Annotated in this window: 15 protein-coding genes, 1 tRNA gene and 1 rRNA gene; 12 read left to right on the top strand and 5 right to left on the bottom strand. The window is 36.2% G+C overall.

The window, feature by feature from the left end; translation table 11 throughout:
- Window positions 1-31: 31 nt before the first annotated feature.
- Both PBT91_RS03475 and PBT91_RS03470 read right to left on the bottom strand, forming a co-directional pair.
- A tRNA-Ile gene (locus tag PBT91_RS03475) sits at window positions 32-105 on the bottom strand.
- Between the two features lie 110 nt (window positions 106-215).
- Window positions 216-1,743, bottom strand: a 16S ribosomal RNA gene (locus PBT91_RS03470).
- A gap of 878 nt (window positions 1,744-2,621) precedes the next feature.
- Here PBT91_RS03470 and thrS point away from each other — a divergent pair.
- The 4 genes from thrS to rplT all read left to right on the top strand — a co-directional run bounded on the left by thrS (window position 2,622) and on the right by rplT (window position 5,838).
- On the top strand, window positions 2,622-4,568 hold the full coding sequence (gene thrS / locus PBT91_RS03465; protein WP_270060405.1) for a threonine--tRNA ligase: 1,947 nt from the start codon (window positions 2,622-2,624) through the stop codon (window positions 4,566-4,568).
- A gap of 79 nt (window positions 4,569-4,647) precedes the next feature.
- Window positions 4,648-5,148, top strand: coding sequence for a translation initiation factor IF-3 (infC, locus tag PBT91_RS03460; protein WP_270061421.1), 501 nt, complete (start codon window positions 4,648-4,650; stop codon window positions 5,146-5,148).
- A gap of 34 nt (window positions 5,149-5,182) precedes the next feature.
- Entirely contained in the window at window positions 5,183-5,380 is a 198-nt protein-coding gene (rpmI, locus tag PBT91_RS03455; protein WP_270060404.1) for a 50S ribosomal protein L35, read from the top strand.
- 113 nt (window positions 5,381-5,493) lie between these two features.
- Window positions 5,494-5,838 (top strand): 50S ribosomal protein L20, encoded by a 345-nt coding sequence (rplT, locus tag PBT91_RS03450; RefSeq protein ID WP_270060403.1) that lies wholly within the window; start codon window positions 5,494-5,496, stop codon window positions 5,836-5,838.
- 386 nt (window positions 5,839-6,224) lie between these two features.
- On the opposite strand, the gene PBT91_RS03445 is transcribed toward rplT, so the two are convergent.
- The 3 genes from PBT91_RS03445 to PBT91_RS03435 form a co-directional block, all read right to left on the bottom strand.
- Window positions 6,225-6,926, bottom strand: a complete 702-nt coding sequence (locus PBT91_RS03445) for a hypothetical protein (RefSeq protein ID WP_270060402.1) — start codon at window positions 6,924-6,926, stop codon at window positions 6,225-6,227.
- 114 nt (window positions 6,927-7,040) lie between these two features.
- On the bottom strand, window positions 7,041-7,430 hold the full coding sequence (locus PBT91_RS03440) for a rhodanese-like domain-containing protein (RefSeq protein ID WP_270060401.1): 390 nt from the start codon (window positions 7,428-7,430) through the stop codon (window positions 7,041-7,043).
- A complete protein-coding gene (locus PBT91_RS03435; protein ID WP_270060400.1) occupies window positions 7,430-7,744 on the bottom strand; it encodes a rhodanese-like domain-containing protein in 315 nt (104 codons plus the stop codon). The genes PBT91_RS03440 and PBT91_RS03435 overlap by 1 nt, the downstream gene beginning before the upstream one ends.
- A gap of 151 nt (window positions 7,745-7,895) precedes the next feature.
- Between PBT91_RS03435 and PBT91_RS03430 the strand changes: the two genes are divergently transcribed.
- From PBT91_RS03430 to PBT91_RS03395, 8 genes are all read left to right on the top strand, one after another.
- Window positions 7,896-8,345, top strand: coding sequence for a MarR family winged helix-turn-helix transcriptional regulator (locus PBT91_RS03430; RefSeq protein WP_270060399.1), 450 nt, complete (start codon window positions 7,896-7,898; stop codon window positions 8,343-8,345).
- 10 nt (window positions 8,346-8,355) lie between these two features.
- Window positions 8,356-8,988: an NAD(P)H-dependent oxidoreductase gene (locus PBT91_RS03425; protein ID WP_270060398.1), complete on the top strand. Its 633-nt coding sequence runs from the start codon at window positions 8,356-8,358 to the stop codon at window positions 8,986-8,988.
- A gap of 23 nt (window positions 8,989-9,011) precedes the next feature.
- Window positions 9,012-9,581, top strand: coding sequence for a YceI family protein (locus PBT91_RS03420; RefSeq protein WP_270060397.1), 570 nt, complete (start codon window positions 9,012-9,014; stop codon window positions 9,579-9,581).
- 251 nt (window positions 9,582-9,832) lie between these two features.
- Entirely contained in the window at window positions 9,833-11,230 is a 1,398-nt protein-coding gene (locus PBT91_RS03415; protein WP_270060396.1) for an anthranilate synthase component I family protein, read from the top strand.
- A gap of 116 nt (window positions 11,231-11,346) precedes the next feature.
- Window positions 11,347-11,919 (top strand): anthranilate synthase component II, encoded by a 573-nt coding sequence (locus PBT91_RS03410; protein WP_270060395.1) that lies wholly within the window; start codon window positions 11,347-11,349, stop codon window positions 11,917-11,919.
- A 77-nt stretch (window positions 11,920-11,996) separates the two neighbouring features.
- Entirely contained in the window at window positions 11,997-12,989 is a 993-nt protein-coding gene (gene trpD / locus PBT91_RS03405; protein WP_270060394.1) for an anthranilate phosphoribosyltransferase, read from the top strand.
- Between the two features lie 6 nt (window positions 12,990-12,995).
- The gene (trpC, locus tag PBT91_RS03400; protein ID WP_270060393.1) at window positions 12,996-13,778 is read left to right on the top strand and encodes an indole-3-glycerol phosphate synthase TrpC; all 783 of its coding nucleotides are present in this window, start codon (window positions 12,996-12,998) and stop codon (window positions 13,776-13,778) included.
- Between the two features lie 399 nt (window positions 13,779-14,177).
- Window positions 14,178-14,828, top strand: coding sequence for a phosphoribosylanthranilate isomerase (locus tag PBT91_RS03395; RefSeq protein ID WP_270060392.1), 651 nt, complete (start codon window positions 14,178-14,180; stop codon window positions 14,826-14,828).
- The last annotated feature ends 65 nt before the right edge of the window (window positions 14,829-14,893 follow it).

The raw sequence follows: 14,893 nt of genomic DNA, 5'->3' as shown, positions 1-14,893 counted from the left end.
AAACTCTCGCCCTCCAAGTACTTCTTTAAAGTAGTCTCAGGCAGACTCGAACTGCCGACCTCTACATTATCAGTGTAGCGCTCTAACCAGCTGAGCTATGAGACTGTCCATATAATCAAATTGACAAATTAAGAATCAAGACCAAAAGGACTTGCTTTTGAACTTCCCTAAATCTAATTGCCAGTTCCTTATTCTAAAATAAGGTTCTGCTCTAGAAAGGAGGTGTTCCAGCCGCACCTTCCGGTACGGCTACCTTGTTACGACTTAGCCCCAGTTACTAGTTTTACCCTAGGCCGCTCCTTGCGGTAACGGACTTCAGGTACCCCCAGCTTCCATGGCTTGACGGGCGGTGTGTACAAGGCCCGGGAACGTATTCACCGCATCATGGCTGATATGCGATTACTAGCGATTCCAGCTTCACGTAGTCGAGTTGCAGACTACGATCCGAACTGTGATAGGGTTTATAGATTCGCTCCTTCTCGCGAAGTGGCTGCTCTCTGTCCCTACCATTGTAGCACGTGTGTGGCCCAGGACGTAAGGGCCGTGATGATTTGACGTCATCCCCACCTTCCTCACGGTTTGCACCGGCAGTCTGGCTAGAGTTCCCACCATTACGTGCTGGCAACTAACCACAGGGGTTGCGCTCGTTATAGGACTTAACCTGACACCTCACGGCACGAGCTGACGACAACCATGCAGCACCTTGCAATCTGTCCGAAGAAATATCTGTTTCCAAATACGTCAGACTGCATTTAAGCCCTGGTAAGGTTCCTCGCGTATCATCGAATTAAACCACATGCTCCACCGCTTGTGCGGGCCCCCGTCAATTCCTTTGAGTTTCATTCTTGCGAACGTACTCCCCAGGTGGGTTACTTATCACTTTCGCTTAACCACCCAGCCCTCAATTGGGCCGGACAGCTAGTAACCATCGTTTACGGCGTAGACTACCAGGGTATCTAATCCTGTTCGCTACCTACGCTTTCGTCCATCAGCGTCAATATATTATTAGTGATCTGCCTTCGCAATCGGTATTCTGTGTAATATCTATGCATTTCACCGCTACACTACACATTCTAACCACTTCATAATAATTCAAGATCTACAGTATCAATGGCAGTTCTCCCGTTAAGCGGAAGACTTTCACCACTGACTTATAAATCCGCCTACGGACCCTTTAAACCCAATGATTCCGGATAACGCTTGGATCCTCCGTATTACCGCGGCTGCTGGCACGGAGTTAGCCGATCCTTATTCGCAGAGTACCGTCAGCCCTTTACACGTAAAGGGGTTTCTTCCTCTGTAAAAGCAGTTTACAACCCATAGGGCAGTCTTCCTGCACGCGGCATGGCTGGATCAGGCTCTCGCCCATTGTCCAATATTCCTCACTGCTGCCTCCCGTAGGAGTCTGGTCCGTGTCTCAGTACCAGTGTGGGGGATCTCCCTCTCAGGACCCCTACCTATCGTTGCCATGGTAAGCCGTTACCTTACCATCTAGCTAATAGGACGCATGCTCATCTCTTACCGTAACCTTTAATTACAAATCAATGCTAATTCATAATACTATGAGGTATTAATCCACGTTTCCATGGGCTATCCCTCAGTAAGAGGTAGATTGCATACGCGTTACGCACCCGTGCGCCGGTCGTCAGCAGAAAAGCAAGCTTTCCCCTGTTACCCCTCGACTTGCATGTGTTAAGCCTGCCGCTAGCGTTCATCCTGAGCCAGGATCAAACTCTTCATCGTTGTTTCATTAATATGTAACAATCAAATCTTAAGTTTGCGTTCTTATATAAATAAGAAGTTTAAAGCTCAAAAGACGACTCTCTAGTCTTAATTCTTAATTCTACACTTCCATTTTTTTTATAATACCATACAGTACTATTAAAAAATGTCGTTTGTCAATTCAATATGTCAATGAACTCATTTAAAAGTCCGGGAATTACTTCCCTTCGATAGAAATTAAGGACTCGAACCTTAACCAAACCCCAATCGGTATTTCTTAGTTATTCAGCGTGTTAAGAACCGTGTCGCTTTCTCTGAAAGCGGTTGCAAATCTACAACTAATTTTTAAACTCACAAGAAAAAATAAAAATTATTTTTCTGTATTTTTAAACGCTACCTCCAAAGAACCTCGCCGTTAAAGCGGCTGCAAATATACAACCCTTTTTCTTTAAACACCAAAACTTTTTTTAAGTTTTTTTTAAGCTCCTTTTTCAGTATCCTCAATGAACATCCGCCCTCGCAGCCAACCACTCCGGCGCTAAGCGGGTGCAAATATAATCTCTAATTTCTTTTTGGCAATGATAAAATAAAGATATTTTAAAAATAAATTAAAGTTTAAATCCAAAGAACTTATTTACAACTATTTAAAAAACTTAAAATTGTGTTAGGGATAGCAACGGCATCCTTGGCGCTTTAATTTCGTGTATACTATATACTATGATTAATATTTTATATTTGATAATTGTATTTAATCGTAATTGCGCCAAGATATAGTGGATAGCCCGCTCCCTATAATCGAAATTATAGGGAAACACCCATAAAATACTAAATACTAGTATTGCCCAAACAATAACAACTATTATCTTTGCCATCTATAATAACGACTATAATATATAGACATGATAAAGGTAACATTGCCGGATGGCAGTATTAAGGAATTCGAAAAAGGCTCTACTCCTATGGATGTAGCCCAAAGTATAAGTAGTGGGCTTGCTAGAAATGTAATTTCAGCTAAATATAATGATAGTATAGTAGAAACGTCTACTCCTTTAGTATCTGATGGCACACTTACCTTATATACCTGGAAAGACAAAGAAGGAAAACAGGCTTTTTGGCATTCTACCTCGCATGTTATGGCACAAGCGATACAAGATCTTTATCCTGATGCCAAATTAACTATTGGCCCGTCTATAGAAAACGGATTTTATTATGATGTGGATTTTGGTGAGCATAAAATTTCTGAAAATGATTTCACTAAGATCGAAAATCGTATGCTGGAAATCGCAAGAGGCAAGCATGATTTTAACATGAGAGCGGTTTCGAAAGATGAAGCTTTAACCTACTACAAAGAGGTAGGAAATACTTTTAAGGTAGAACTTATTGAAAATCTTGAAGATGGCACAATTACCTTTTGCGATCATGACACGTTTACAGATTTATGCCGTGGAGGACATATTCCTAATACCGGAATTATAAAAGCGGTAAAATTAATGAGTGTTGCAGGAGCTTATTGGAGGGGTGATGAAAATAAACCACAATTAACTCGTGTTTATGGAACAAGTTTCCCAAAACAAAAAGAGCTGAAGGAATATCTTGAACTTCTTGAGGAAGCGAAAAAAAGAGATCATCGCAAGCTTGGTAAAGAATTAGAACTTTTCACCTTTTCACAGAAAGTAGGACAAGGGTTACCATTATGGTTACCTAAAGGAGCTGCACTAAGAGAACGTTTAGAGAACTTTCTGAAAAAAGCGCAAAGAAAAGCAGGTTACGAGATGGTTGTTAGCCCTCATATTGGTAACAAAGACTTATACGTAACTTCTGGCCACTATGCGAAATATGGCGAGGACAGTTTTCAACCAATTAAAACCCCACACGAAGGAGAAGAGTTTTTATTGAAACCCATGAATTGCCCCCATCATTGCGAAATTTATAATTCACAATCCTGGAGCTATAGGGATCTACCAAAACGATTTGCTGAATTTGGAACTGTTTATCGTTACGAACAAAGTGGGGAACTACATGGTTTAACACGAGTTAGAGGCTTTACTCAGGATGATGCTCATATTTTCTGTACGCCAGAACAGTTAGATGAAGAATTTAAAAAAGTTATCGATCTTACATTATATGTATTTGACAGTTTAGGTTTTGAAAACTTTACTGCACAGGTATCTTTAAGGGATCCAGAAAATAAGGAAAAATATATAGGTAGTGATGATGTTTGGGAAAAAGCTGAAACTGCCATTATCAATGCAGCTAAAGAAAAAGGCCTAAATTATGTAATAGAAACCGGTGAGGCTGCATTTTATGGACCAAAATTAGACTTTATGGTTAAAGATGCACTTGGCAGAAGCTGGCAACTTGGCACCATCCAAGTAGATTATAATCTACCCGAACGTTTTGACCTGACGTATAAAGGCAGTGACAACAATACACATAGACCTGTGATGATTCACAGAGCTCCTTTTGGTAGTATGGAAAGGTTTATTGCTATTCTCTTAGAACATACAGGAGGTAATTTTCCACTTTGGTTAATGCCAGAACAGGCTACCATACTCTCTCTCAGCGAGAAATATGAAAATTATAGCCAAAAAGTTTTAAGTTTATTAGAAAATCACGAAATTCGCGGCGTAGTAGATAACAGAAATGAAACCATTGGAAAGAAAATAAGGGAGGCCGAAGTGCAAAAATTCCCTTATATGTTGATTGTTGGAGAGCAAGAAGCTAAAGATGGTACAGTTTCTGTACGTAAACACGGTGAAGGCGATATTGGAACGATGCCAGTAGAAGACTTCGCTAAAATTGTAAAAAACGAAATTGAAAAAACGCTCAAAGCGTTTGAAGTATAACTAAAAACTTGAAGCCATAGCAATACGAAGAAAAAAATCGAGACAACAAAGAGTAACTCGTAAAGAAGATCAACACAAAATCAATCAGAAAATTAGAGCTAGTGAAGTTCGATTGGTAGGTGATAATGTGGAAATGGATGTTTACCCAATAGAAAAAGCTTTAGCTATTGCTGAAGAACTTGGACTTGATTTAGTGGAAATTTCTCCAGATGCCAAACCGCCCGTAGTTAAGGCGATGGATTACAAAAAATTCCTTTACGAACAAAAGAAGCGTGAAAAAGCCATGAAGGCTAAAGCAAGTAAAGTTGTCGTTAAGGAAATTCGTTTTGGCCCTAATACAGACGATCACGACTACGAATTTAAAAAGAAAAATGCTGAAAAATTCCTCAAAGACGGGGCTAAACTAAAAGCATTTGTATTTTTTAAAGGTCGTTCTATTGTATTTAAGGATAAAGGAGAAATTCTATTATTGCGTCTTGCGACAGATCTTGAAGAATATGGTAAAGTAGAACAAATGCCAAAACTTGAAGGTAAGCGCATGACCATGTTCATGTCTCCATCCACCAAGAAAAAACAATAACATAAGAGAGTTATAATTATAAAAGAAGGATAGCATGCCTAAGATGAAAACGAAATCCAGCGCAAAGAAGCGTTTTAAGCTAACAGGTTCTGGAAAGATTAAAAGAAAGCACGCGTTTAAAAGCCATATCTTAACAAAGAAGTCTAAAAAACGTAAGCTTAAATTGACGCACAGTACGTTAGTATCTGATGCCGATAAAGATAATGTTAAACTTCAATTACGTTTAAAGTAAACTGAAGTTTAACGGTTTAAATTCATTATAAACCCTGGAGTTGGGCAAATAAGAATTAAAATTCTTATTTAAAAGTATCGATTTTCGATCGCCTGCTACAAAATTTAAAAATTATGCCAAGATCAGTAAATTCTGTTGCGAAAAGAGCTAGAAGAAAAAAAGTTCTTAAGCAAGCAAAAGGCTACTTTGGACGTCGTAAAAACGTTTGGACAGTAGCAAAAAATGCAGTTGAAAAAGCAATGCTTTACTCTTATAGAGACCGTAAAGCTAAAAAACGTAATTTCCGTTCATTATGGATTATGCGTATTAACGCTGCAGCTCGTCAACAAGGAATGTCTTATTCGCAATTTATGGGAAAAGTAAAAGCTAATGAAATCGGATTGAACCGTAAGGTTTTAGCAGATTTAGCGATGAACCACCCAGATGCGTTTAAAGCAATTGTTGATAAAGTAAAATAAATAAAAACAATTATACTCTCTTATAAAAGACCGGTTTCTATGAAGCCGGTCTTTTTTTTATTATCGTTTTTGACCAATATTAGATATTCGATAATCTAAGACTTAAATGATCTTAACCGGATATTCTTCCGTTTGTCTTCTAGATTATACAATTCATCTAAACAACCCCACTTATTCATCTAATTACAACTAGTAAATACAAACAATCAATCTATATTTGAAGTATCAAGTATTGATGGTTAATGGTTAGGTTAACGAGCAGTAGTTTGATTGTTTTATTGGTGGTTCTTAAACAATTTGTTTCTTATATAAGCTACTACTGCTCATTTTAGAATTAAAAAAGCCTCGAAATATCGAGGCTTTCTTTTATTTATTCTTTTATTTTTTTAATTGAAATAGCAACCGCGACTTTTTGTTTTTTTAGGGCGATAATTAGAATCAAATAGAATGAACGAAACACTTAACATTAATTGATTAAAACGTTTGTTTTTAAATACAGAATTAATTCCGCCAAATGAAGTGTAGTCCAACAAAACAGGAGTTTCTTCTGAACTTTTAAAATTATGCTCATACCTTAAATCAATCTCAAATCGGCCAAAATGAGCTTTCGCTCCTATATTAGCAGATAAATAAGATTTATCAGTAGGTATTACTCCCCCCTCAAAAGACTCTTCGTATTCTAAAACCGCATCTCCAACCATCATACTTAAACCTGGTCCCACGTAGAGATCAAACGGCTCATAAATATGATAACCTATAAGTACTGGAACACTTATTTTATCGTAAGAATAAGATGCAAAACGCTTATCAAAAGCAAAGTCAACCTTCGCGGTATTGTATAATCCTTCTAGACGAAGAAAAAATTTACCGAAACTTTTTTGACCATACATTCCACCATGGAATCCTTCTTTAAATTCAGAATCAAGAGTACCTCCATTAAATCCCGTAGCAGGTACACCCTGGGTCTCTATCTCAGCTCCAAAAACATAATTAACGCCAGCCTTCACTCCTATTATAAGATCTTGCTGCGCAAAGGATGTTGTTATAGAAAATAATAGAAAAGAAAGAAATGTAAAAGTTTTTCTCATAGAAAAGCTTGTTATAAAATTCGAGCTAAATATAAAATATATTTAACATTCTCAGAATATTACACATAAAAAATGGAAACCCTTATTAGTTTCCATTTTGATGCATGAATATTTTTAATGTACTTCCCCACCTAAAAGTATCCAATCCTGAATACCGCCTTCGAGTTCGTATACTTCACTAAAACCATCTTTTTTCAGAATGTCAATAGCCTTTTTAGTATGCTCTTTATTCTCCCCATAAATAACTACTGGTTTATCCTTGGATAGCGTATCAAAAAATAAAGAATTATCATTATTTTCATTTAGAATGATATTCTTCGCCCTTAATATATGGGCATCAGCGAATTCTTCTTCCGGTCGCACATCCAATACTTGAAATTCTTCTTCATCAAGACGCTCTAACATTTCTTCAGCTGATATCATATCGATCTCGCTAGCTTCCAATTCCTTGCAAGATTGCAAAGAAAGGAATAACAAGATTACAGCAAAAAAGAGCCTTTTCATTAGTCTTGAGCGGTTTCTCCATCCCATTCCATAAAACCACCCTGCAAATTATAAGTATTTGCGTAGCCTAATTGGTCGAGAATAGCACAAGCTTGGGCACTACGTTTTCCTGATCGACAGTAAACATAAAAATTCTTGCTTTTATCTAATTTTTCAACTTCTTCTATAAATTCCTGTCCTTTGTAGATATCAATATTCTTAGATTCAGGAATATATCCTTCTTCAACTTCTTCTTCAGTACGAACATCCAAAATAATAGCATCGTTATCTGTGGATAATTGTTTACTCCATTCTTCTTGTGAAAGCTCTTTCATATTTTAATTTTTCTAATTATCGCAGTAAATATACTGTTCTATAAAAAATCATAAGTAAACTCTCAAATTTAAACATATAATTTTAACATTATTTTAATAAAATTCAATCAAAACAGCTATTATATTTGTATATACAAATATTGTATAGACAATGAAAACGGAAGAGCTTTTAAAAACAAATCATTTAGCCGACAGTAAAAAACTGGTTATTAATATTATGCTATGTGCAGATAAAGCTACTAGTATGATGAACGAAGCTCTTAAACCTCACGAAATTTCAATGCAACAATTTAATGTTCTTCGGATTTTACGAGGACAAAAAGGAAAACCGGCAAACCTTAGTACCATTCAAGATCGAATGGTGAACAAAATGAGTAACACTACTCGTCTGGTAGATAAATTGATTAAAAAAAATTTGGTGAAACGCTGTGTTTGCGAAGAAAACAGACGAAAAGTAGAAATTATAATTACTAAAGATGGGCTTGCTCTTTTAGAGATCCTAGATCCTTTAGTACAAAAGGTAGAAAATAATCTTGTGAACGCCTTATCCGAAAAAGAGGTAGCTGAATTAAATAACAGCCTAGAAAAAATTAGAAACTAAACCTAAAATTATGAATAATACAATTGAAAATTTAAAATGGAGATATGCAACAAAGAAGTTTGATGCATCAAAAAAAATATCAAAAGAAAATTTAGAGGAGCTGCTTGAAGGAGTGCAACTTTCTGCTTCTTCTTACGGATTACAACCTTATCAAATTTTTGTAGTTGAAAATCCAGAGGTTCGAGAAAAATTAAAAGCTGCTGCGTGGAACCAAACACAACTTACCGAAGCTTCACAAGTAATTGTTTTTGCCAATCATAAAAAATTAGATGAAGCTTATGTAGATAACTACATCAAAAATGTAGCCGAAACTAGAGATCTAAAAGTTGAAGACCTTCAGGGAATGGCAGATATGATTAAAAATTCGACGCTTCAATTTTCTGATGCTGAACAAAATGAATGGGCACAAAAACAAGCGTATTTAGCTTTAGGATTTCTATTGAATACTGCAGCGCATTTAAAAATTGATGTATGTCCAATGGAAGGCTTTTCTGCTGAAGAATTCGATAATATTTTGGGATTAGAAGAAAAAGGACTGCATACGGCTGTAATTGCCTGCGTAGGTTATAGAAGCAAAGAAGATAAAACACAACATGCTGCCAAAGTCCGCAAATCAAAAGAAGATTTATTTAAGTTTATATAAAAAATAAATAATCAAAAATTGCTATGAAAAATAATATCTTAAAAGGAGCTTTAGCTTCTGTTATTGTAATTGCCATGATGTCGTTTACTGCTGCTATTCAAAAAGTAAACGTTAAAAACAGCACCATAACATGGAATGGTGAAAAAGTTACCGGAAGTCATCACGGAACTATCGATTTAAAATCTGGCTATTTAAATGTAGATGAAGATAAAATTACCGGAGGTGAATTTGTAATGGATATGACTTCTATTAATGTAACCGATCTTGAAGGTGAAAGTAAAGGAAAACTAGAAGGTCACTTAAAATCTGATGATTTCTTTGGGATTGCCAACCATCCTGAAGCCAAACTGGTTATTACTACAGCATCAAAAAAATCTGATGACACTTACGGCATCGTAGGTGATCTTACAATTAAAGGAATTACGAATCCCGTAGCTTTTGATATGGAGTATGATGGAAAATCTGCACACGCCGATCTTACTATCGATCGTACAAAATACGAAGTACGTTACGGGTCTGGTAGTTTCTTCGATAATTTAGGCGATAAAACAATTTATGACGATTTTGATATCGCTGTAGATTTAAAATTTTAACCTCCTCAACACATTATTGAAATACCGTAATCTCTCCTACAGATTACGGTATTTATTTTTTTAAGCTTTTTATTTGTCCTTTCAAATATCATAACTATATTTGAAGTAATGAAAAACAGTATTGCAAATACTTGGTGGTGGTCTAACTTACGTTCCAACTTCGTGAGCTAAATTGCTATTGTATAAAAATATATAATTAAAAGGCTTGTCTCACGACAAGCCTTTTTTTTGTTTTAAGATGCTTTAAAATTATGTACAAATTAAAAACCAATTACAAAAAACTCCTAGCAGATACCATTACTCCGGTTAGTGTTTATCTAAAAGTAAGAGATAAATATCCAAATAGTTTATTGCTAGAAAGTAGTGATTACCATGCCAATAAAAACAGTTTCTCGTATATCTGTTGCAATCCCATTGCTTCAATAAAAGTTCAAAACGAAGAGATCGTTGAAGAATTTCCAGACGGAACTTCAAAAACAACCAAGATTACTTCAGAAGTTAATATTCCAGAGAAAATTCAGGATTTTGGAAAATTGTTCGATACTGAAGAATCTGACTTTAAATTTATCAATAATGGACTGTTCGGTTATATTTCTTACGACGGTGTTCGCTATTTTGAAGATATAGAAATTACGAAGAAAAAAGGCGATTTACAATTACCCGATATGTATTACGCGGTGTACCAAAACATCATCGCAATTAATCACTTCAACAATCAAGCTTTTATTTTTAACCATTCTTACGATGGCGACAATAAGATTCCGGAGATCGAACAATTAATAAGTGTCAAGAATTTTTCAACCTACACTTTTTATCGTGACGGCGAAACCGAAAGTAATTTAACCGACGACGAGTTTATCAAACAAGTGAAATTCGGTAAAAAACACTGCTTTCGTGGAGATGTTTTTCAGATTGTACTTTCCAGACGATTTTCTCAAAAATTTAAAGGAGACGAATTTAATGTTTACCGCGCTTTACGAAGCATCAACCCTTCTCCTTACCTTTTCTACTTCGACTACGGAAACTTTAAAATCTTCGGAAGTTCACCGGAAGCGCAATTAGTTGTCGACGAAGGCCAGGCCGAAATTCATCCAATCGCCGGAACTTTTAAACGTACCGGAAACGACGAAAAAGATGCCGAAATTGCCAAGCAACTCAGTGCCGACGAAAAAGAAAATGCCGAGCACGTAATGCTAGTCGATCTTGCCCGTAACGACCTTAGCCGAAACGGAAGCAATGTAAAAGTAGAAACCTATCGCGAAATTCAGTTTTTCTCTCATGTAATTCATTTGGTAAGCAAAGTAACCGGAACAAAAAATCCAGATACGCCAACCATGCAGGTCGTTGCCGATACATTCCCGGCCGGAACATTAAGCGGTGCGCCCAAACATAGCGCGATGAAGCTTATTGAAGAATGCGAAAATGTAAACCGCGATGCTTACGGTGGTGCCATCGGTTTTATGGATTTTCACGGCAATTTCAATCATGCCATTATCATCCGTTCATTCGTTAGTAAAAATCACCAATTACACTATCAGGCCGGTGCCGGTGTAGTTTCAGAATCGAAAGACGAAAACGAATTACAAGAAGTATATAACAAACTAGGCGCATTAACTAAAGCATTAGAAATCGCTGAAAACATAGAATAACGGCGTTACCACCTAAGGGGCGGTCGGGCTTTCGGTAGTCGCTTTTTTAAACGCTAACTCGTTTAAAAAGAGCTCCAACAATACCTCAATCCCTAACGCAAAAAGAAACTTTTAAAATGAAAAAAGTATTAGTTATAGATAATTACGATTCGTTTGTGTACAACCTGGTACATTATCTAGAAGATCTGGATTGTGAAGTTACCGTACGTAGAAACGATCAGTTAGATATCGATTTTGTAGAAAATTTCGACAAAATTTTATTATCGCCGGGCCCGGGAATCCCTTCAGAAGCCGGACTATTAAAGCCAATCATAGAAAAATACGGTGCCACAAAAAGTATATTCGGCGTATGCCTCGGCCAACAAGCCATTGGAGAAGTGTACGGCGGAAAATTAGGAAATCTAGAATCGGTTTACCATGGTATTGCTACCGATATAGATATTGTGGTTGAAGACGAACCGCTATTTGCCGGTTTAGATAAAAAAATTAAAGTGGGGCGTTACCACTCGTGGGTGGTTTTAAAAGAATTGCCCGATGCGCTAGAGGCAACTTCTTTTGATGATAAAGGACAAATCATGTCACTACGCCATCGAGAATTTGATGTACGTGGTGTTCAATTTCATCCGGAATCCGTTTTAACCCCAGAAGGTAAAAAAATGATTGAAAATTGGGTAAAAACAGATTCTTAGGTTAAAACAAAGCAAACATCTAATTTTCAAAACATATACATTTACCTTCCGTTTGATAACGGAGCATTCCATATACCATGAAAGAATTACTCAATAGGTTAATTAACCACGAAACCATAAGCAAAGAAGAAGCAAAACAAGCCTTATTCAATATTTCAGATGGTGAATATAACGAAAGTCAAATCGCCGCTTTTCTAACCGTATACATGATGCGAAGCGTAACTATAGCCGAGTTAGAAGGTTTTAGAGATGCGCTTTTAGAATTATGTGTTGCAATCGATTTAAGCGCTTACAATCCTATCGATCTTTGCGGTACGGGTGGCGATGGTAAAAACACCTTCAATATTTCAACCACTGCATCTTTTGTAACTGCAGGCGCGGGAGTTCATGTCACGAAACATGGTAATTATGGTGTATCGTCGGTTAGCGGTAGCTCAAACGCTATGGAACATTTAGGGATTCGTTTCAGTAACAATTCCGATTTTTTAGAAAAATGTATCGATAAAGCAGGAATCTGCGTATTGCACGCTCCCCTATTTCATCCGGCTATGAAAAATGTAGCGCCTATTCGTAAAAGTTTAGCCGTAAAAACCTTTTTTAATATGCTCGGCCCAATGGTAAATCCGGCTTTTCCGAAAAATCAATTAGTAGGTGTATTCAATTTAGAATTGGCTAGAATGTATGGGTATCTATATCAAAACACCGATAAAAATTTCAGTATCTTATATGCATTAGATGGTTACGACGAAATTTCGTTAACTAGCGACACTAAAGTAATTTCTAATAACACCGAAAGTATATTAAAACCTAGTGATTTTGGAGTTAAGAAATTAAAACAAGAAGAAATTTACGGTGGCGGAACTATAGAAAATTCTGCTATGATTTTGGTAAACATTCTTCGTGGTAAAGGCACCGAAGCTCAAGAAAACGTAGTTTGTGCGAATGCAGGAATGGCTATTGCAACCGCAAAAAATTGTACGCCACAAGAAGGTTTTCATGCTGCAAAAGAATCTATTCAATCAGGAAAAGCCTTGCAGGCCTTAAAAAAATTACAAGAATTAAGCGAATAAAAACCTATGAACATTCTAGATAAAATAATTGCCGATAAACATAAAGAACTGGTTTTAAAAAAACTAGTTGTTCCGATATCTCAATTGGAAAATTCAGCTTTGTTTGAAAGAGAAACCGTTTCTTTGGCCGATGCACTTCGAAAAAGCAAAAGCGGCATAATCGCAGAACATAAACGCCGTTCTCCTTCTAAATCGGTCATTAACCAAAGTTTAAATGTAGAAAATGTAGCCAAAGGTTACGAAAATGCCGGAGTAAGCGGAATGTCGGTTTTAACCGATGGAAAATATTTTGGGGGTTCTTTAGACGATCTATTATATGCTCGTGCTGCGGTGAAAATGCCAATTTTAAGAAAAGAGTTTATAATCGACGAATATCAGCTACTGGAAGCCAAAGCTCACGGAGCCGATGTGATCTTATTAATCGCTGCGGTTTTAGAACGCAAGCAGATTAAACAATTATCTCAATTTGCCAAGAATCTTGGTTTAGATGTACTTTTAGAAGTGCACAATCAAGAAGAATTAGAAAAATCGATTATGCCGAGTTTAGATATGTTGGGCGTAAATAATCGGAACCTAAAGACTTTTGAAGTCAGCACCCAAACCAGCAAAGAGCTTTCAGAAAAAATTCCGGACGATTTTGTAAAAGTTAGCGAAAGCGGAATTAGTTCAGTAGAAGCCATAAAAGATTTAAAACAGTTTGGATACGAAGGTTTTTTAATTGGAGAAAACTTCATGAAAACCGATAATCCTGGAGAAAGCGCGAAGGAGTTTATTGATGAACTAATTTAGAACATAGACCGTTTCACTTTTAGAATATAGAGAATAGACGATTTGATGACGTGGTAATTTAAAAATGGGATAATTTGAAGATTATTTAAATTTTGGAAGAAAAATGGCCTATCGAAAATTACTCGTAAAATTGGAAGTGAGAGAAGCGTTATAATTTTAGACTGTTTGAGCCGTAGGCGAGTTTCCAAAATTTAGCTTCCGAACATACAATTTAGAGTCAGTTTCGTAAGCCTAGATTTTTTTGTTTCTTTTTTCATCAATGGAAAAAAGAAAAGTTTAAATATAAAATATCAAAGTTGAAATAAAAGTCAAATCTCTTCACAAGAAGCTATCTAAACGGTCGAGATGAAAAAGTAAAAAGCTGTCAACTTAAGGCTGATGGCAAAAAGCTAAAAAACCATGAATTTAAAACTCAAAATATGCGGAATGAAACATCCTGAAAATATTCAGGAGGTTGCAGCAATCAACCCAGATTATATGGGTTTTATTTTCTACGACAAAACACCTCGTTTTTTTAATGCTGAAATTCCAAAAATTTCAGATTCGATAAAAAAGACCGGAGTTTTTGTAAAAGCTAAAATTGCAGATATTCTTGATAAAATTAATGAATACGATCTCAATGCTATTCAGCTTCACGGTAGCGAATCAGCCGAATTTTGTGCGGAATTAAAATCGGTTTTAAAAGCTACGAATATTGAAATCATAAAAGTATTTTCTGTTAAATCTGAATTCGATTTTAATCAATTAACAGCTTTCGAAGATCATGTCGATTACTTTCTTTTCGATACCAAAGGCAAACATAAAGGAGGCAATGGCGAAACTTTTGATTGGACTTTATTAAAAGAATATCCTTCAGAAAAACCATTTTTTCTAAGCGGCGGGATTGGTTTAGAACAGCTGGAAGATCTAAAAAAATTCTATGACTATTTCAGTAATATTGACAAACAACATTTGCTTTATGCTGTTGATGTAAACAGTACTTTCGAAACCGAACCCGGACTGAAAAACGTAAAAAAACTTAAACAATTTGTTGATGAGTTGAAATGCTGATTCAGCAATGTGGTGATTTGAAAATGGAAAAGAAGGATGATTATTTTTTAATGTTGAATGCTGAA

The sequence above is a fragment of the Zunongwangia sp. HGR-M22 genome (assembly GCF_027594425.1).
Taxonomy (GTDB): Bacteria; Bacteroidota; Bacteroidia; order Flavobacteriales; family Flavobacteriaceae; genus Zunongwangia.
Note: the sequence above shows the minus strand (reverse complement) of the source record. Positions and strands in the feature narration are given on the sequence as shown.